This window comes from Gudongella oleilytica (assembly GCF_004101785.1).
In the GTDB taxonomy this organism is placed as follows: Bacteria; Bacillota; Clostridia; order Tissierellales; family Tissierellaceae; genus Gudongella; species Gudongella oleilytica.
Map to the genome: position 1 here is coordinate 1,314,592 of NZ_CP035130.1, position 19,098 is coordinate 1,333,689.

Annotated in this window: 19 protein-coding genes; all 19 read right to left on the minus strand. The window is 43.5% G+C overall.

Features of this window, described 5'->3' with window-relative positions:
- Positions 1 to 9: 9 nt before the first annotated feature.
- Positions 10 to 1,374, minus strand: a complete 1,365-nt coding sequence (locus tag EC328_RS06180) for a GlmL-related ornithine degradation protein (protein ID WP_128425988.1) — start codon at positions 1,372 to 1,374, stop codon at positions 10 to 12.
- Entirely contained in the window at positions 1,364 to 3,580 is a 2,217-nt protein-coding gene (gene oraE, locus EC328_RS06185) for a D-ornithine 4,5-aminomutase subunit OraE (protein ID WP_128425989.1), read from the minus strand. The genes EC328_RS06180 and oraE overlap by 11 nt, the downstream gene beginning before the upstream one ends.
- Positions 3,580 to 3,945 carry an ornithine aminomutase subunit alpha gene (locus EC328_RS06190; RefSeq protein ID WP_128425990.1) on the minus strand — a complete coding sequence of 122 codons (366 nt, stop codon included), beginning with the start codon at positions 3,943 to 3,945 and terminating at the stop codon, positions 3,580 to 3,582. The genes oraE and EC328_RS06190 overlap by 1 nt, the downstream gene beginning before the upstream one ends.
- Positions 3,945 to 5,378, minus strand: coding sequence for a 2-amino-4-oxopentanoate thiolase subunit OrtB (gene ortB, locus EC328_RS06195; RefSeq protein ID WP_128425991.1), 1,434 nt, complete (start codon positions 5,376 to 5,378; stop codon positions 3,945 to 3,947). The genes EC328_RS06190 and ortB overlap by 1 nt, the downstream gene beginning before the upstream one ends.
- The gene (ortA, locus tag EC328_RS06200; protein WP_128425992.1) at positions 5,371 to 5,682 is read right to left on the minus strand and encodes a 2-amino-4-oxopentanoate thiolase subunit OrtA; all 312 of its coding nucleotides are present in this window, start codon (positions 5,680 to 5,682) and stop codon (positions 5,371 to 5,373) included. The genes ortB and ortA overlap by 8 nt, the downstream gene beginning before the upstream one ends.
- Positions 5,683 to 5,765: 83 nt before the next feature.
- On the minus strand, positions 5,766 to 6,812 hold the full coding sequence (gene ord, locus EC328_RS06205) for a 2,4-diaminopentanoate dehydrogenase (RefSeq protein ID WP_128425993.1): 1,047 nt from the start codon (positions 6,810 to 6,812) through the stop codon (positions 5,766 to 5,768).
- Positions 6,813 to 6,996: 184 nt separating this feature from the next.
- On the minus strand, positions 6,997 to 8,400 hold the full coding sequence (locus EC328_RS06210) for a sigma-54 interaction domain-containing protein (protein ID WP_128425994.1): 1,404 nt from the start codon (positions 8,398 to 8,400) through the stop codon (positions 6,997 to 6,999).
- 12 nt (positions 8,401 to 8,412) lie between these two features.
- Positions 8,413 to 8,871, minus strand: coding sequence for a transcriptional regulator NrdR (gene nrdR / locus EC328_RS06215; RefSeq protein WP_128425995.1), 459 nt, complete (start codon positions 8,869 to 8,871; stop codon positions 8,413 to 8,415).
- A gap of 82 nt (positions 8,872 to 8,953) precedes the next feature.
- On the minus strand, positions 8,954 to 10,195 hold the full coding sequence (gene ltrA, locus EC328_RS06220; RefSeq protein ID WP_240671456.1) for a group II intron reverse transcriptase/maturase: 1,242 nt from the start codon (positions 10,193 to 10,195) through the stop codon (positions 8,954 to 8,956).
- A gap of 112 nt (positions 10,196 to 10,307) precedes the next feature.
- The gene (locus EC328_RS06225) at positions 10,308 to 10,487 is read right to left on the minus strand and encodes a hypothetical protein (protein ID WP_128425093.1); all 180 of its coding nucleotides are present in this window, start codon (positions 10,485 to 10,487) and stop codon (positions 10,308 to 10,310) included.
- A 251-nt stretch (positions 10,488 to 10,738) separates the two neighbouring features.
- The gene (gene ftsZ, locus EC328_RS06230) at positions 10,739 to 11,839 is read right to left on the minus strand and encodes a cell division protein FtsZ (protein ID WP_128425996.1); all 1,101 of its coding nucleotides are present in this window, start codon (positions 11,837 to 11,839) and stop codon (positions 10,739 to 10,741) included.
- A 15-nt stretch (positions 11,840 to 11,854) separates the two neighbouring features.
- Positions 11,855 to 12,217, minus strand: a complete 363-nt coding sequence (locus tag EC328_RS06235) for a small basic family protein (protein ID WP_128425997.1) — start codon at positions 12,215 to 12,217, stop codon at positions 11,855 to 11,857.
- Positions 12,218 to 12,943 carry a DUF881 domain-containing protein gene (locus EC328_RS06240; protein WP_128425998.1) on the minus strand — a complete coding sequence of 242 codons (726 nt, stop codon included), beginning with the start codon at positions 12,941 to 12,943 and terminating at the stop codon, positions 12,218 to 12,220.
- Between the two features lie 13 nt (positions 12,944 to 12,956).
- Positions 12,957 to 13,685, minus strand: a complete 729-nt coding sequence (locus tag EC328_RS06245) for a DUF881 domain-containing protein (RefSeq protein ID WP_128425999.1) — start codon at positions 13,683 to 13,685, stop codon at positions 12,957 to 12,959.
- Positions 13,686 to 13,747: 62 nt separating this feature from the next.
- Entirely contained in the window at positions 13,748 to 14,500 is a 753-nt protein-coding gene (locus tag EC328_RS06250; protein ID WP_128426000.1) for a cell division protein FtsQ/DivIB, read from the minus strand.
- Positions 14,501 to 14,513: 13 nt separating this feature from the next.
- A complete protein-coding gene (gene murG, locus EC328_RS06255; protein ID WP_128426001.1) occupies positions 14,514 to 15,620 on the minus strand; it encodes an undecaprenyldiphospho-muramoylpentapeptide beta-N-acetylglucosaminyltransferase in 1,107 nt (368 codons plus the stop codon).
- A complete protein-coding gene (gene ftsW / locus EC328_RS06260) occupies positions 15,604 to 16,743 on the minus strand; it encodes a putative lipid II flippase FtsW (protein WP_128426002.1) in 1,140 nt (379 codons plus the stop codon). Before ftsW ends, murG begins: the two co-directional genes overlap by 17 nt.
- Positions 16,744 to 16,747: 4 nt before the next feature.
- Positions 16,748 to 18,106, minus strand: coding sequence for a UDP-N-acetylmuramoyl-L-alanine--D-glutamate ligase (murD, locus tag EC328_RS06265; RefSeq protein ID WP_128426003.1), 1,359 nt, complete (start codon positions 18,104 to 18,106; stop codon positions 16,748 to 16,750).
- A gap of 12 nt (positions 18,107 to 18,118) precedes the next feature.
- On the minus strand, positions 18,119 to 19,081 hold the full coding sequence (gene mraY / locus EC328_RS06270; RefSeq protein ID WP_128426004.1) for a phospho-N-acetylmuramoyl-pentapeptide-transferase: 963 nt from the start codon (positions 19,079 to 19,081) through the stop codon (positions 18,119 to 18,121).
- Between the last annotated feature and the right edge of the window lie 17 nt (positions 19,082 to 19,098).

Consider the following 19,098-nt stretch of genomic DNA (forward strand, 5'->3'; position numbering starts at 1 on the left):
CCTGACCTCCTATCTCAAACCCATGCTTTTTAGCATAAGGTCAAGGGCGATCTCGGGGTATTTCTTGCTCATTACACCCAGAGATGCCATGATATAGTGATTATCTATCAAAATTTCAGCCTCTTTATTAGGCAACAGATCTGTTCCGTTGTTTGAATGAGGTATGTTCTTAAGGATATCAAGTCTTCCAGGCAGTCTGGTCAGAGCTCCCCCTGTTCCTACGATATACTTAACTCCAGTGAGGTCCTTACCTTCGGCTATGGTCTTCTTGCCACTTGGTCCATAGAGATTCTTAAGTCTTCCACCGTGTCTTTTTATTGCAGTGATGGCAGCATGCTCTGTCAGAACCTCCACAAAGCGCTTTTCAAGCTCTGATACAGGAATCGGTTTATGGTGCTCTATAAGATTTTGGAAAGCTGGTTCATCCAGTTCCAGTTCCTTCATCAGAACGTCTTCGCCTACCATGGCGACAATATTCCTCATATTCACGTATACGCCAAGGTCACCCTCTACAGTTCTCTTTGCCTTTGGCTCAGGGCTAAGGATGATCCTTGCGATCTCTTCGCTGTCCTCTGTCACTGAATGGACGTCTGTCGTTGCCCCACCCACATCTATGGTTACCAGGTCGCCTATCTCATTGTATAAAAGCTGACTGGCCTCCATTACCGCTCCAGGTGTTGGCATTATATTTCCTGTTACAAGCTCTCTTATATGCTCCATCCCCGGTGCATGTATGATGTGCCTTTCAAATACATCCTGTATGACCCTTCTTGTCGGCTCGATATTTAGCTCATCGATCTTTGGATAAACATTCTCTACGAGGTAAAGCTCGTCTCCCGATTCCTCGAAAATATCCTTTACATCGTCCTGATTCTCGATGTTTCCAGCATAAATCACAGGAATACTAAGTTTCAGCTCTGCTATCAGCTCACTGTTGTGCAGGGCAGTTTCCCTTTCGCCGTAGTCTACACCTCCGGCTATAAGGATAATATTGGGATTGATTTCCTTTATTTTTCGAAGATCTGACTTCCTGAGCTTTCCTGCTGTTACGAACTTGATGTTTGCACCTGCACCAAGAGCTGCTTCCTTTGCCGCTCTCACCGTCATATCATAGACAAGACCGTGTACCGTCATCCTAAGACCACCCGCAGCAGAGCTGGTGGCTATTAGTTCACCATACTCCACAGAGTCCACTTTTAGATTTCTGCACAGATCGTCTATTGCTTCCTTTAGTCCAATATTCACATCCCCCTGAAGGACAGAGGTTGCCCCCTGCCCTTGTCCGAGGAATTCCGGATTTGTGGATATATTATGAAAGGCGTTTACTACAGTTGTCGTGCTGCCTATCTCGGCAACGAGAAGATCAATCTTCATTGGTCATTTCACGTCTCTTCTTCACCAGGAATGTGGCTACATGTGAGCCCTTGGTACCTCTCCCGAAGCCTGCATCCATTCCATGAGCCACTGCAAGCTCATTGGATACCTGAGTTCCACCGGAGATAAACATCATTTTGTCTCTAACGCCCTTCTCTATTGCGTAGTCATGAAGCTTCTGCATGTTCTTGTAGTGTATGTCGTCATGGGAGATGATCGTTGAAGTCAATACAGCATCAGCATTCATCTCTATGGCAGCATCGACAAGCTTCTCAACTGCTACTGAGGTACCGAGTATGTGACACTCTATACCATATTTCTCGATTCCGCCGTGTTTAATATCAATGATTTCCCTTATGCCTACTGAATGCTCATCCTCTCCGACGGTTGCTGCCACTACCTTCATCGGCTTTGCAGCTATGTCCTTTCTAAGCTCATCCTCAGACAGCTCCTCAGGCTTGGGAGGAATTACAAGGGTAGTGGTATCGATAGTCATGTTAAGTCTTCCCTTGATCTCTACTCTGGTTCCCTCTGCCTCCTGCATGATCTCCTTGTGGATGACCTCGCAGTCGGTAAGATTCATCTTCTTTGCGAATTCAAGAGCTGCGAATTCTGCTGTTCTTATATCTGTTGGAAGGAACATTGTAAGGTGGACGATCCCGTCTCCCCTCCACTCCATTTCCGGTTTGATCTTTGTAGTTCCAACTAACTCCTTGACCTCTTCAAGTCTTACGTTCACGTTATCTGTCTCATCAAGCTCATCGATATAGATTATCTTTGAGGGATCCTCGAAGGTTCCGCCGCCGATAAGCTTTGATGGCTCAGAAACAAATTCCTCACCGTATTGAGCTACATTATTGTATCCGAAGTGTGCAGTTACAGGAGCCATATAGTCAGAATCTCTTTCGAACACTGTCCCTGCTCCGACGCCAGCATCGATCTTTCTAATTATCCCATCGCCATTTCTCTCCGGGTATTGTCCGGAGTCAACGAAAAATCCTGCCTGAACTGCCTCGAAGTAACCACCTATTTCAAGCATCTCTTCCATAAAGAGAACTGCTCTTTCCTTAAGTTCTCTCACCTTGCCTCCTAACTCCTTGCTGTCCTTCTTAAGCTCTATCATCGACATCAAGCCGTCCATGCCATTGAAGGCTTGCTTTGCAGTATCTATTGCTTCGATGTTGTATATATGCCAGGGAACGTTTCTTCCTTCGTCAGGAGTTATGGTAGACTGAATATCAGCCGATGTCAGTTGTGAGATCAAAAGATTCAGTACATGGGTAACAGTTGCCTCTCTTGTGGAGGATTCCATGTACTTGGTATTCATCTGTGCTCTCATTCTGTATTCTTTGAAGAGATCTCTCAACGCTACTGCATATGGGAGGTCAAGTCTCATACTTGGAGCTGGCGGAGCTGTTGGAGGTACTGTAGAAAGGCAAATATTTCCCTTCTTCATTCCAACCTTTACTGAGAATATGGAGTTGATTGCATGCTGAACCATAAGCTCAGGCATTACCTTCCATGCTTCTCTCGCAGTTGCATTGGCATTGTGAGCTCCGTCGATCTGAGCTATATCTGCCCAGGTCATTACCTTTTTAGCCTCAGCAGCATCCACGAAGGAACGGATCATATTTATGTTTCTGTAAAGAACGTTGTATTGTGGGTCCTGATGAGCTCCGTTTACGCCTTCCTCAGCAAACATTACAGCGATCTCCGGACCAGCTACGCCCGATACGTATGAGTGGTAGTTTATGGGCCTTCCTACTTCTTCCTCAATAAGGTCAAGTGCCTTTCTCTGAGCCCTTACCTGCTTTCTGCTTATGGGAATACCGCCTACTCCCTGTGGTGTTCCCTCAATAAGGCTTTCAAAGTGTGACTGGCCAGCAGTACGAATAACCATAATGTGGTCAGCTCCATGCCATGCAGCCATTCTCATTCTTCTGATGTCATCCTCAAACCTTCCTGATGCGATCTCGGTAGTGATTACAGGCTGCGGCTGTGGGTCTATGGAGTCAAAGTACTTTGCTGCCGGGAGCGGTTGGCTTTGCTTCAGGCTCTCTGAGGAATCGTAGTATTCAAATTTACCTATTTGCCTCTTTTCACCTACGCCCTCTCTCCAGTGCCAGCCTCTTCTCTTAGGCCTGTAGCTTTCCAGGTCCTTTAAAAGCTCTTTTATGTCCAATTTTTGATTAGGTTTCAATTCCATTATTTCGCACCTCCGTTAAACAGTGGTTTGACCTCATCCCAGGAAGCTCCGTCAACCAGCATAAGACCAGCTTCTCTGATACCGATGTTCTTTGCCTTGGCGAGCTTATAGACTATGTGTCCTGCACCTTTGCCAATGAGTCCCCTGTCTATTGCATTGTCGACGATACCCTTTGCCTCTACGCTTGAAAAGCCCATTCTAAGAAGCACACTTCTCTCAATGGATGGACTGGTATTCTTATATCCCAGTTCTATTATCGGATCAACAAGCTTTTCAGCCAACTCCCAAAATCTCGCCTCAAGCTGCTCGTCAGAGAGATCGGCAAGATGTTTTCTCCTGTCCTGAAAATCGTCTGCTCTTTTCATTATTTCGCCTCCGTTTCAACTTCGATATCTAATTCAGCTAATACAGCTCTTACGAATCCTTCATTCGACTTGGTGTCAGCGATCAGGAATGCAAGATCCTCAGCTGTTGCCTTATTTACATTATAATTGGTTATGCAGTTTCTTATATAAGACTTCCTGGTTTTTTCAAGATCAAGCTCTTCTATGCAAAGGTATCCGGGATCCTTTGGAAGAATTATGTTCTTTCCCGGGATCTCCTGGCTGGGATCGCCAATAAGGATCTCTATGCCATTCTCCTTGGCAAATGTAAGCTGGGGAAGGATATGCTTTCCTGCTCCTGTGTATTCTGTTTCCTGAACTACTACTATCTGGTCCTGTTCAAGCTCCTGTGCTACCTTAAAGGCTGCTGCCAAAGCAGTGTTCCCTGCAGGTCCTCTTTCCAGACCTTCCACCTGAGCCAACAACTCTGTCATATAGAATACGGAGCCCTGATTGACAGTAACGTATCTGTCGATATATCTAAGAGGTCTTGCTGCCGATCTTGGAACGTCTGACCTGTCCGGCCAGGTTGCAAATGGTATACCAAATCCTGTGTGCCCAGTTGTAAAGGATTTCTTGTTGAATTGAGTGTCGCTGGCCATATGAAGACCTGCAAGGCTTACTGATGCGCCAACTATTTCTGTATCAAGTGCGCCAGCCTTTATAAGCCCGCGGGCTGTACCTGTAAGATTGCCGCCGCCTGCATTGGTGATAACCACAACATCGGGGTCTCTCCCTTCCTGCTCTCTGAACTGCATTGAAAGCTCGTAGCCAAGAGTCTCAACTCCAGCTATGCCAAATGGAGTGTATAGCGATGCATTGAAGTATCCTGTATCCTCCAGCAGCAAAAGGAAGGAATAGAAAAGCTCAGGCCCAACTGAAAGCTGAACTACCTCTGCTCCATACGCCTCACATGCTCTTGCCTTTTCAATGATCTCAGGCTGTCCTACTCCTCTGGAGTCGTAGCATTCCTGAACTATGATGCACTTTAAGCCTCTCATGGCAGCCTGGGATGCAACCGCTGCTCCGTAGTTTCCTGACGTAGCTGCAATAACTCCCTTATAGCCGAGTCTTTGCGCGTGATAAACTGCTGTTGCAGCTCTTCTTGCCTTAAAGCTTCCTGAAGGGTTGCTTGCCTCATCCTTTATAAATATTCTTGCTCCCTTTCCAGGTTCTGCATACTTCCTAGCCAGCTTGGTTATATTTCTTAGTTCATATAAAGGTGTATTCCCTACTGATGTCTGCTTTTGGATCTCCTCGATCTCCTTCAGACTGTATCCGGTTTCCTTCATCATTCTCTCGTAATCGAAGGATATAGAGCCTGATTCAAATATCTCATAGTCGATTCCAACTGATTTCTTCATTATTTCCTGTTTTCTTGCCATTACAGCGCTGAAGCTTCTATCATTACTCATTATCTGCACCTTCTTCCAACAGTTCTCTGGCTTGTCTGCCAATATACAATAGCTCTGGAACAGCCTTACCGTAGTCATGATCCCAGTATGGATTTATTTCAATTAGGGTGCCCTCTACCTTTCTTCCGATATAGGTCTCTATTTCAACCAAATCTCCCTTATTGGCTGTTTCATTCATCAGGAAGCCCTTATCCCACATCTCAAGAGGTACGCTTTGTGTGTCCTCAGGTATATTTGGAGCTCGTTCTCCAACGTTCAGGATCGTTTTGTGGATCCTTACCCAGTCTCCTCTTTTTGCATCCATTATAATCATCCTTTCTATCTCGTCTTTGCATGGAAGGATGAGTAGGCCAAAAACCTACTCATCCCAGCAATCTTCTATTATAATTAGTCTTCAATAAGGTCTCTCATGTCTCCCATGATAGCTCTTGGAACCGGCAGATCAAGCATTGTCTTAAGACCTGGCCTTGCATTGATGATATGAGGGATCATGTTTACGCACATAGCTATTGTTCCGATTCCTCCCGGAACCTCTGGAGAGTTCACCAAATTGATGTTTGGAGTTCCTTTTATTATTACATAGTCTCCAGTTTGTACTCCAACTTGCTCTGGCTCGATTTGCTGCGGGTGATCCATTTCTATCTTCAGTTCCCCATCGACATAGCCAAAGCCCTTCATGGCACAGCCTGCTACATTCCCAGCCTTTGCAAAGCCATATGGAGATTTTCTGTCTACGTCAGTCATTATCGGCTCCATTGAAGTAGTTACCTTCTCTACCTTCCAGCCAATAGCATCAGCGACCATGTGGATGGACTCGTGGAAGCCTACGTGACCTGAAAGATGGCCTGTCCTTACGCCTTCCTCGAACTCTTCTTTGGTGATACCAATGCCCTGCTCTTCCATAACTGCAGGTCCAAATGGTGAAAGACTGTTTACTCTTCTTGCCAGTATGTGATCAACTTCTTCGCAGCATCCCGTCATTGTTACTACCAGAAGGTCCATAATAAGTCCAGGATTGATACCTGTCCCGATTATTGATACTCCGTTTGCCTTGGCTATCTCGTCAAGCTTCTTGGCTTCTTCAGGTGATTGTGCCATTGGATAGGCCATTTCTTCAGCTGAGGATACGACATTTATTTTTTTCTCAAGAATAAATTTCAGTCTCTCAAAAGCTGTCTTTGTAAAGGAGTCAGTTGCCGCAAGAACAACGTCCGCTGCGCCTTCCTTGATAACGTCTTCGGGAGTTCCAATTATTACATCAGGTCTGTCTCCTCTTTCGGTTTTGATGAAATCGTACATGCTCTTGCCAACCTTTGAGCCTCTTCCAACAACTCCTACTATTTCAACACCCTTTTTCTTAAGCAGCATGTCAGCCATTCCGCTTCCCATTGCTCCTAGTCCCCAAATTATTACCTTTACATTTTCTTTTCTCATAAGACACCTCCATAAGTATTTACTACTTCCAACGGTATATACTTATGCAAGTCCCGTGCCAACTATCAATCAATAAGAAATTCCAACATTTAAGCGTATTATTATCAATAAGGTCCCGTAAAATTGTTGTTAATAAAATAAAAAACGCAAATATTTTTGCGTTTTAATGCATAATATTTTGCGTTTAATCTTTCCTGAGCTTATATTGAAGGGTTTGACGCTTTATTCCAAGATGTCTGGCAGTGTTTGAAATGTTGTGGTCGTATCGCTTCATTATTTCCTGAATTATTGATCTTTCGACATCCTCAAGTATTTCAGGCAGAGTTTCCTCTGGAAGTCTCCCTGACAGATTTGCTGTCAATGGCTTTCCCTTCGGTATGAAGCTGGATGTAATAAAATTCTCTCTGTTAAGGACCTTATCCCTTGAGGAAACCATATTCATGGCACCCTCGATGAAGTTTTCCAGTTCCCTGATGTTCCCCGGCCAGCTGTAGTTTCTGAAGTCCTCCATCACTTCCTCTGAGACCTTGTCTATGTTTTTATTTAGCAGTTCATTGTATTTCTGAATAAAAAACTTTATTAGAAGCTTGAGATCATCCAGTCTGTCCCTGAGAGGAGGTATATGTATATTGATTACACTGAGTCTGTAGTAAAGGTCTCGTCTTAGGGTCCCATTTTCAAGGCTAACCTTCGGATCCTCATTTGTTGTAGCAATTATTCTTACATCCACAGGGATGTCTCTAATTCCGCCTATCCTTCTTATATAGCCCTCCTGAAGAACCCTTAAAAGTTTTGCCTGGAGTGGCAAGCTCATGGAATTTATCTCATCCAGCAAAAGAGTCCCGCCATTTGCCTGTTCAAAAATTCCCTCTCTTTCAATCGCCCCGGTAAATCCCCCTTTCTCTGTTCCGAAGAGTATCCCTTCGAGAAGCGAGTCAGGTATTGCTGCACAGTTTTGAGCTATGAAGGTGTTGCCCTTGCGTACTCCGTGATTGTGGATGCTTTGGGCGAACATTTCCTTGCCTGTGCCTGTCTCTCCAAAGATAAGTACACTTGAAGCTGTTTCACTGGCTCTCTCAGCTATTTCCTTGGCAATTGAAAGGCTTCTGTTGTTCCCAATTATACTTGTAAAGTTATACTTTCTTATTTGAGGAGTTTTTTTCGTCTCCTGCTTCGTTTGTTTCAGCTCCTGCTGCAGTTCTAAAAGCTGATCTGATAGCTTTCTAAGATTTGTTACATCCTGGGCGATCTCCATTGCACCAATTACATGACCATCAGATATCAATGGAAGAGTGGAGCTGATCGTGGTGATAGAATGACCCCGATAATTGAAGTATGTCTGTGTGCTGTTAATTATGGGTTCTCCGGAGTTCATAACCTTGATCAGGGTAGAAGTATATTCGTTTAGGCTGGGGAAAATGTCCAAAATGTCCCTGTCCATGACCTGGAAGATCTCCAGGCCTTCAAGCTCAGCCATAGCTTCATTGTAGACAATGGTTTTTCTTTCCTTGTCTATTACATGGATCCCAATATTCCCATGCCGCAAAATATTTTGCACCAATAGCTCATTCAGGTCTGCTTTCTTCATTATAAGTCACCTCTATTTGCTTTCATCAAGTATTTTTTTCAACTCCTCCATGAAGGAGTTGACATCCTTGAACTGTCTGTAGACCGAAGCAAATCTTACATAGGCTACTTCGTCCACGTCCTTGAGCTTATTCATCACCATCTCACCTATTTCAACAGAGGTTACCTCATTTTCAAGGGAGTTGAACAAGTTTTTCTCTATGTCGTCCACTATTCTTTCGATTGTGGACATAGATACAGGTCTTTTCTCGCAAGCCTTGATTATTCCGTTCATAAGCTTGTTTCTGTCGTAGGTCTGTCTGTTTCCATCCTTCTTTACTACGATTATAGGAAGTTCCTCGATTTTTTCATAAGTAGTAAATCTTTTGCCGCAGCCCATGCATTCCCTTCTTCTTCTGATAGCCTGTCCCTCATCGGTGGGCCTTGAGTCGACTACCTTTGATTCGGGAAACTCACAGTAAGGACATTTCATGTCAAACCCTCCCAATTAATCGAGTAGGGGAAAATTAATTCCCCTCTCACACCACCGTACGTGCCGTTCGGCATACGGCGGTTCAATTCAAATAATAATCCAAACAACTAATGAGACCTCGCTTTGCGAGGATTTCTTTTGATATTTTACGTAAACCTGTGGTTTTAGCCACTGCCTGGTAATGGTTGTTAAACCCTACCGACTGTCTTACCATCCATTCCGGAGCACCGAGTTTTCTTAAGCCCCACATTCTCTTCTGACTGGTTTTCCACTGCTTCCATATCACGATACGGATTCTTGTACGCAAGTGTCCATCTATTCGTATCATATTAGTCTTCATTTTACCTATTCGAAAGTAGTTTATCCAGCCTCTGATTACCCAATTGAGTCTCTTTATTCTATCGTCCATGCTGATTGACCATGAGCGTTTTGTGAGCTGCTTGAGTTTTCTCTTGAATTTAACTATGGAGTCCCGATGAGGCCTTGCCTCCCATTTACCATCCATCTTCACAAAACCAAATCCTAAATATTTTAGCTTTGTTGGTTCTGTGGTTCTTGTCTTTTCTGCGTTGACTTTTAATCCGAGTTTTCTCTCTATCCATTTTGTTATGGTGTTCATAACTCTGTTGGAAGCTGCACTACTTCCTACTGCTATTACACAGTCATCTGCATATCTAACAAAATTAAGTCCTCTTGCTTCAAGCTCTTTGTCAAGCTCATTGAGCATGATGTTACTGAGTATTGGGGAGAGGTTTCCTCCCTGCGGGGTCCCCTCGTTGGTTTCTTCATATTTTCCTTTGTCCATCACTCCTGCCTTTAGATATTTAGCTATGAGTGATTCTGTGTCAGGGTCTTGTATGATTTTGCCTACAAGGGTCATCAGCTTGTCTTGTGGTACATTATCAAAGAACTTCTCAAGGTCAATATCCACTATGTAGATATATCCGTCATTCAGATATTCCAATAGTTTGATGACTGCCTGTTGTGCTCGTCTACCCGGCCTGAAACCATAGCTGTATTCGCTGAAATGTGGCTCCACTATGGGTGTGATTACCTGCACTATTGCCTGTTCTATGATTCTGTCCATCACTGTGGGTATACCAAGTTTTCTTACTCCACCATTTGGCTTTGGTATTTCAACTCTTAGCACCGGCTGAGGTTTGTACTTTCTGTTACGAATACGTTCCTTGATGTCTTCCCAGTTTCCTTTCAGATATTCATCAATTTCGTCTACACTTATGTTGTCTATGCCTCCTGCTCCTTTGTTGGCTTTTACCTTCTTGTATGCAAGCAGCATATTCTCTCTTGATAATATCTGTTCCATTAGTTGTGACATGATTTGTCTCCTTTTCCTGTTTTGCTTTCATGCATATCAACCTTACCTCCTGTGAACCCTTCGCTCCGTTACGTCTTCGTTACTGAGATTCTCGTCAGGCCTATGCATTTACATCCGTAAGTCCATTTGACTTTGAATTGTTCAGTCCTTCCTTGTTTCCAAGTACTATGACCTCTGCTGACTTCTCATGGTTCGTTATTACTACGGTTTTAGCCGCCCATGAGACCTCACGGGATAAGTCCTCTGTCTTTCCTCGTCTACCTGCCTGATCTACCTGCATGGGTTACGATTGCCTTTTGGACTTCACTGCTTTTGGCCAGCTTATCCTCCATGCAAGCCTTGGTATCAGGTTTCTGTCCGTCAGGCTACGATTTCGCTATTGCTTCCTCTCGCCCACACCTCACGATGTGAACCTTGCAAGTCGCTATAGGGTTCGTCGGCAACTACGCCCCTTGTGGACTTTCACCACAGACAGAAGGCATGCCCGTCGTACCAAAATGAACGTACCCTGAAGGATACGTTCCCTGCAAATTATCTTTTGTCTCTTTTTCTAAGGAATATTGGGATATCGAGATCCTCAACGGGGACCTCTCTTCTCTTTTGCTCCTCTGGCTCAGAATCCTTCTTTGCACCAAATATTCCGGTCTTTTGGTTCATTGTCGATCTATTCTTGATCGGGCTGTCTTCAAACCCTGTTGCAATCACAGTTATCTTGATTTCATCAGACATTGAATCATCGATTCCCGCACCAAATATTATGTTTGCTTCTGGATCTACTGATTGTCTGATTATATCAGCAGCTTCGTTGACCTCGAATATCCCGAGGTCTCTTCCGCCAGTTATATTTAAAAGAACTGACTTGGCACCTTCTATGGAGGTCTCAAGCAATGGGCTTGTTATTGCTTGTTTTGCAGCATCAACTGCTCTGTTGTCTCCTGAGGCTATGCCTATTCCCATATGAGCTATGCCTTTGTCAAGCATGATCGTCTTAACATCGGCGAAGTCGAGATTGATAAGGTTTGGGACAGATATAAGGTCGGATATTCCCTGGATGCCCTGCTTCAATACCTCATCGGCCATCATAAAGGCATCTGCCATTGTAGTTTTTTTGTCTGATATTTGGAGCAGTCTGTCATTAGGTATGGTAACAAGAGTATCTACCCTGGATTTAAGGTCTTCGATACCCTTTTCGGCATGCTGTTGTCTCTTTCTGCCTTCAAAGGTAAAAGGCTTTGTAACTATGCCTACTGTAAGTATTCCCAGCTCCTTGGCTATTTCCGCGACTATTGGCGCAGCACCTGTCCCTGTTCCGCCACCCATTCCTGCAGTTATAAAAACCATATCGGCACCCTTAAGTGACTCAAGGATCTCGTTTCTATTCTCTTCAGCAGCCCTTGCACCGATATCCGGATTTGCTCCTGCCCCTAGGCCTTTGGTTATTTTTTCTCCAAGCTGGACTTTTTGCTCAGCTCTTGAGGAATACAATGCTTGCTTGTCTGTGTTGAGCGCAATGAACTCGATTCCTCTTACGCCACATTCGATCATTCTGTTTACGGCATTGTTTCCACCGCCACCTACTCCAAAGACTTTGATTTTTGCAAATTGGTCAACATCAACGTCAAAATCAAACATTCCCATTCCTCCATTCTAGTGGTGCTGCTCTTCAATGTTATTTGGCTTGTTTTTAACTAACCATACTCTTCTGATCTTCGCGAAATTATCAAACAGTCTGCTGCCGAAGGTGAATATGGCAGCGTAGTATAACGGGAAGCCAAGCCTGTCACCTATATAGGCCAGAAATGCAGCCAGTATGGCATTCCCGAAGAAACCGGAAATAAATATCCTTGTGTTGAATTTACCTTCAAGGTTAGCTCTGATCCCTCCGAAGACTGAATCGAGACAAGCCAGTATAGCTACCGAGATATAAAGGGTGTAGGCCGTATTATAGGTATACGGCAGTAGAAAACCTATTACTGCTCCTATTAAAATCCCTATCAATGCATAAAACATCTATTCACCCTCTTCCAATAATCCTGCGTAGCTGTATACAAAGTCACCATGGTATGCCGGGATTATTATCTCATCCTCAGCGTAAGGCTGAAGTCCGATGCCGAAAACAGTCCTCAAGGTGTCTCCATAGGTCCCCGGGGCGTTAACTGCAGCCATTAAAAGCTGAGGGTCTCCTATTGCCTTGATTATAAAGGGCGTACCAATACTCTTTCCATTGATCCTTATTATTGGGCCCCCGCATTTTATCTCTGAATATGACATCACCCTCTGGTCGTTTATGCTGATTGCTTCAGCTCCAGCAACCTTAAGGTCATTTATTATATTGAGTATGTCCACATCATGAATAATATCATCATTAAAGCTAAAGGACAACTCCTCCAGATCCATATTATCAAACATTACAATTTGTATCCCAGGACCTTTAAGGCTTGTATAGCCTGCAGCCACCTTGTTCTTGTATACGTCATCCCTCAGGATGTCAACTAAATTTGCTTCCCCTTCTCCTATGCTTTCGAGAAGTCTGAGCTCTTCTTCCTTGGCAGCTATTGTTTTCTCAAGGTCAACTATTTCATTTCTTACGGAGTTCAGCTCATTTCTTGCCGCAATTATGGATTGTATCGTCACAGGAGTTATTTGGTCTACATTCAGCTTCATCTGAGACGCTATTAGTATTCCGACAATGATACTGAATATTCCAAGGGTCAGCTTTGGACTGCTTATCCTCATAGCCTTCCCCTCCCTATTGAAGCTTCTCTTCAACTGGACTTGCGTAAATGAATTCCTTCACTCTTCTATATTTTGGTATTACTACGTTTTTGTCTTGTGTAAGATTTACTATATAATCGTAGTTCCGAAGCTGCCACACTATTCCCCACTTAATGCTTAGTGCAGATTCAAGCGTGTCCGCATTGCCTATAGCTTTTATCACAATAGGTGAGCTGGTCGAAACACCGTTTATTTCAATATGATTACCGGCTCTAACTATTTCAGTAAAGGCAGTGTATCTCTGGTCATTTATACTGATTGCCTCGGCGTCAGCAGCATTCAAAACGCTTATTACCTGAAGGATCAGATCAAGCTCATCCACTATGCTAAAGCCCTCTCCATATTGGATATCCACAGGAGGATCGTTTATCTCAAGTACGATTCCGGGGCCTGACATGTCTGAATACCCGGCCAGCATTCTGTATTTCATTGCGTCCTTGTATAGGTTTTCTGCGTATATATCATCCTCGATGCCGCTCTTCTCATATTGCTCGATCTTGTCTTCCAGTTCCTGTATCAGCCTTAATTGGGATTCTTTTTCAGCCTGAGCCTTCCTCAGGTCATTGGCAAGTTCTTGCGCTCTCTGAGTGGGCAATGCACCTCCCCCAATGGATTTATTTATTGTTTTGAACTGGATGGATAAAATTAGTCCGAGCAGAAGGGAAACAAAAATAAGGGCTGCTATCTCCTTCTTGTTTTTCATTTTATCCTCCTTGCCGAAAGTATTACTAACTATCAACTCTGAATCAGGAATGGTTATGCAGTCTATATGTCGTCTCTTACCAATATTGGATGCTCACCTTTGTTCATAAGGATCATCTTGGTAGGAATATTTTTCTTTTCGACATCTGCCAGGATTTCTCCCAGTACCTTTAATTTATATTTTACATTATTCATTGGTCCAAATTCAACTGCGATACCATTAAATAAATTAAATTTAATATTGCTTGAGTCACTAAGATCAATTACTTCGATTTTCTCGACCACTGGTGCTATATTCTGGTCATTTAATAAATCAAGAATAGATGTCCCCTGAGTCTTGTCGATGATTGAGCCTCCATCGGGTATGTATTCCCAGCCGATCCCTTTAACCAATCCAATGCCCTTGAGCTTCAGAATACTATTTTCCAACAGCACTCCCTCTGCATCTATTACAGCAAAGCTGTAGCCATTTTCAAACTGGAGATAGGGTTTTCTCTCGATTATATCAATCTCAACAGTGTCAGGCAGCTTCTTCTTTATGCTTGCTGATTTAACATATGGTATAGATTCAAGTCTTTCGATGATAGCTTTCTTTCTTATAATGAGGATGTTGTCGTCTTTTGAAATACCTGCAGCCTTTAGGATTTCTTCTTTCGATACTGAGTTCCCCTCTGAGGCTACTATTTGATCGACCTTGAAAAAGCTTGATCTTATGGCAAATATTGCCATGGCTGTTACTATGAGAGAAATAAAAAACAGCCTGAGCATGAACATTCTTCTTCTTTGTTTTTTTTGTACTCTGGTTTCCTTTTTCAACAATACCACCCGATCATATATTTAGAAATTCAAGGATCTCCTGTACAATTTTTTCTGAAGCATCAGGTTTGCCAAGTGACCTTGAGCAATTTGCCATCCTTTCAAGTATTTCCCTGTCTCTTAGAATCATCAACAGTTTTTCGGCAAGAATCTTTCCGTTAAGATCCTTTTCAAGTATCATTGTCGACGCTCCTGCGCTCTCAAATGCTCTGGCATTGTATTCCTGGTGATTTTCAGCCGTATATGCCTTAGGTATAAGTATTGACGGTGCCCCAACTGCAGATACTTCAGCAAGGGTTATTGCTCCTCCGCTAGTTATTACTATATCGGCTGCGTTTAGAGCCAGAGGCATCTGATGAAAATACGGCTCGATCCTTACATTTTTATTGTCATTGAAACCTGTGTCTTTAAGCTTATCTATAAATCCTTCATGATGTCTGTTGCCGGTGACATGCAACAGCTGGATGTCACCTCCCAGCAACCCGCTGGTCAGTATGTCCAATATAGCATCGTTCAGGCTGCGCTGTCCTCCACTTCCGCCAAAGGAAAGGACGAATGGCTTTGAAGCTTCGATCCCTAAGGTTTTTTTTGCCTCTATTTTATCTACTCCGGTAATATCCTTCCTTATGGGATTTCCTGTAACTACAGTCCTTTCCGGGTACCTGAAATATTTTGCAGATTCCGGATAGGTCAGGAGAACTTTGTCAGCCAGCCTCGAAAGCAGTTTATTGGTGATGCCAGGAAAAGCGTTCTGTTCATGGATCAATAAAGGGATTTTCGATAATCCCGCAACAAAGGAGATTGGTCCGGATACGTAGCCACCGGTTCCTATGACCATATCAGGCCTTTCTTCATTTATCACTTTTTTTGAGTCAAGTACTCCCAGAAGCAAATTCCATGCTGCTATCAGGGACCTCTTATCAAGCTTTCTGGGCATACCTTTGACTCTTATGGGCTTAAACCTCAAGCCTGCTTTTTCAGAAAGCTCCTCCTCCATGCTTCCGGCAGTTCCTACATACAGTATCTCTGCCTCCGGAATTTTTCTACTAAGTTCCTCGGCTATAGCCAATGCAGGGTAAATGTGCCCTCCAGTGCCGCCACCGCTAATTATCAACTTCATCGGTCTTTCTCCTATTCTTATCTGTGTATCTGGTAATGTTCAATAGTATCCCAATTCCGGTTAGATATGTCACAAGCGAGGTTCCGCCGAAGCTAATTAGTGGTAAGGTAATACCCGTTGCAGGAATGCTTGAGGTTACTACCCCAATATTTATGAAGCTTTGTATCGCCAGCAACGCTGTAATGCCTGTAGCAAGGTAGCATCCGAAGGTATCCCTGGCGTTCATTGCTGTCAAAACTCCTCTCCATACAATTAATCCATAGAGAGATAGAACAAAAATAGTGCCGATTAGTCCAATTTCCTCTCCGATAATTGAAAAAATAAAATCATTGTAGGATTCAGGGATATAGAAGAATTTTTGCCTGCTTTGTCCAAGGCCCACTCCTAAAAGGCCGCCTGAGCCGAGCGCATATAGCGACTGAACTGCTTGCCACCCATCACCCAGCTTATCTGCGAAAGGATCACGGAATGCAAGGATTCTTCTGAGTCTATATTCATTTCCCTCGGAATTTATGGCGTACTGCCAGAAGAAATATGCTCCTGTAGCTGCTATTGCAATCACTGAGAGGTGCATCCCGGCTACAAAATACATGCTGAAAAGTGTAGCAAGCAGGGTTATGGTAGTGCTCAGATCCTTCTGAAAATAAATCAGGGCTGCTGTGAATCCTATGATCCCAGCTGCAGGTATGAATCCATTAACAAAGCTTGAAACCTTATCCTTTTTCCTATCTAAAAATGCTGCAAAGAAAATTATGCTTCCAAGCTTTAAAGCATCAGATGGCATGAGTGTCGTAAATCCGATATCTATCCAGCGCCTTCCTCCTTTTAGCTCAAGACCAAGGGGGGTAAAGATAAGGAGCCCCAGAATTACTGAAAGGATATAGATATGCAGCGAGTATTTTCTCCAGATCTTGTAATCCAGGTTCATCATTACAAGCATACCACATATACCTACTACTGCCCACATAAGATGTCTTTTTGCATAATGAAATCCATCGCCATATCTGACGGTTCCTTCTGGCCAGCTTGAACTGTATACCATAATTATACCGATAAAAACAAGGGCTACGGCAGCTATTAATATGTAAAAGTCTACGGATTTCTTTCTGTTATTCCTTGCCATATTATCACTCCATCAGTTCCCTTACCAGCTCTCTGAAATGGTCTCCACGTTCCTCATAGTTTTTATACATATCCCAGCTCGCGCAAGCAGGTGAAAGAAGCACGTTGTCTCCTTCCTCTGACAGCTGATGTGCCATGTAGACTGCTGCCTTCATGTCCTCCGCGTACTCTATATGGTCAATACCGATACTATGCGCCGTAGTACCGATTTTTTCAGATGTTGCCCCCATCAATATCAGCGCCTTGCCCTTCAGAGAAAAAACCTTGAGAAGCTCCTCAAAGTCAGACCCCTTGTCATAGCCACCTGCAATGAGTATAACAGGTGCATCAAGAGCATTCAGGGCTTTGATGCTTGAATCAGGGTTTGTACCTTTTGAGTCGTTGTAGTATCTTACACCGTCTATTGTCCCAACAAGCTCGATCCTATGGGGAACTCCCTTGAAATCTTTCACAGCTTTTCTTATGGTAGAAGCATCTACGCCAAGACAAAGCGACAATCCCACAGCAGCCATTATATTCTCAACATTATGGATCCCAGGTATCCCAACTTCTGACAATGGCATGATGTTTTTCTCTGCATCCCACATTCTTGCCTTGATCCAGCCGTCTTCAATGAATATTCCGGAGTCCAGGATCCTCTTGGAGCTGAACCATACGGGTTTTGGCACAATATTTCCCTCGAAGCTTCTCAATATCGGATCCTCATAGTTTAGTACGAGATAGTCCTCCGAATTCTGATTTGCAAAAATCTTGTACTTGGCTTTTACATACTTATCAAGGCTTCCATGCCAATCAAGGTGATCTGGTGTGATGTTTGTGATTACAGCTGCCTTTGGCTTGAAGTCCTCTGTGTTTTCAAGCTGAAAGCTGCTTGCCTCTACTATGAAGACGTCTCCTTCTTCTGAATTTTCCATAGCCTGAAGTATTCCTACCCCTACATTGCCTGCGATATTTACTCTAAAGCCAGCATCAGAAAACACCTCTCCAACCAAAATAGTTGTGGTTGTTTTACCATTTGTGCCCGTGACAGCAATTATTGTCCTGTCAGGATACATCCTGTAGGCAAGTTCAATATCTGAGTAGACCGGTATACTTTTTTTGTTTGCCTCGACTAAAAGCTCATGACGGGGATTTATCCCGGGGCTCTTTATTATAAGGTCTATCTGGTCCAGAATCTTTAAAGGGTTTCCAGTCCTTATCTCAAGGAATTGAAGATCCTTATCTGAAAGCTCTTTACTGATGGCCACCCATGGCTTGTCCTCAAATACAAAAAGCCCTGCGGTTTTTCCATTCAGGGTTCTTGCAGCAGACTCTCCAGTTACTCCCAGTCCCATTATTAAAATTTTCATCCCTTTAAGATCCATTATGACCTCCCGCTAAAACACCAATAATCCAGTTAATGCAAATAAGACAGATGCAGCCCAAAAGCTCCATACTACCTTTAATTCACCCCAACCTTTTTGCTCGTAATGATGGTGAAGGGGCGCCATCCTGAAAAGTCTTTTTTTAGTAAGCTTGAAATAACCGACCTGAAGCATAACAGAAAGGGTTTCAACAAAGAAAACGCCTGCAACTAAAGGTATGAAGAATGTAAGCTCTGATATGACCGCCAAGGAAGCAAGCGCACCTCCCAGTGCCAGAGATCCGGTGTCTCCCATAAATACTTTCGCTGGTTTGTAGTTGAACAGAATGAATCCCAGCAATGCTCCAACTAAAGCGAATGCTAATATTGACAGGTCCCACTTCTCCAGGATGCTCAGCATCACTCCAAAGGTTGAGAAAACAATTATTGAAATTCCAGTTGCTAATCCATCCAAACCATCTGTAAGGTTTACTGCGTTAACCGTTCCGAGTATCACTATAAGAAAAAATGGTATAGTAAATATCCCAAGCTGTATTGTCAGGTTCCCCATAAATGGTATGTAAAACTCCTGGAGTCCTTCCTTAAAATAAAACCCGTAGGCTATAATAAGTGCAGATGCGATAAGCTGACATAGTATCTTCTGATATGCTCTCAGGCCAAGATTTCTCTTTTTTACAACCTTTAGAAAGTCGTCTATGAATCCAACTGCACCGAAGGAAAGGGTGGAAGCAAGAACTAATAAGACATCAGGCGTAAGCTTCCCCAACAACAATATGCTCACAGTCAACGAGATAATAAATATGATCCCACCCATAGTGGGTGTACCTGTTTTAGCAAGATGTGATCTGGGACCATCCTCTCGTATTGTTTGTCCTATCTTCAGGTTCCTGAGCATTGGTATTATCCTGGGTCCCAGAAAAGTACTCAGACTCGCACTGATTAAAAATGCCAGTGCTATGTTCAGTGCATAATTCATCGAGAAATCCTCCTGAT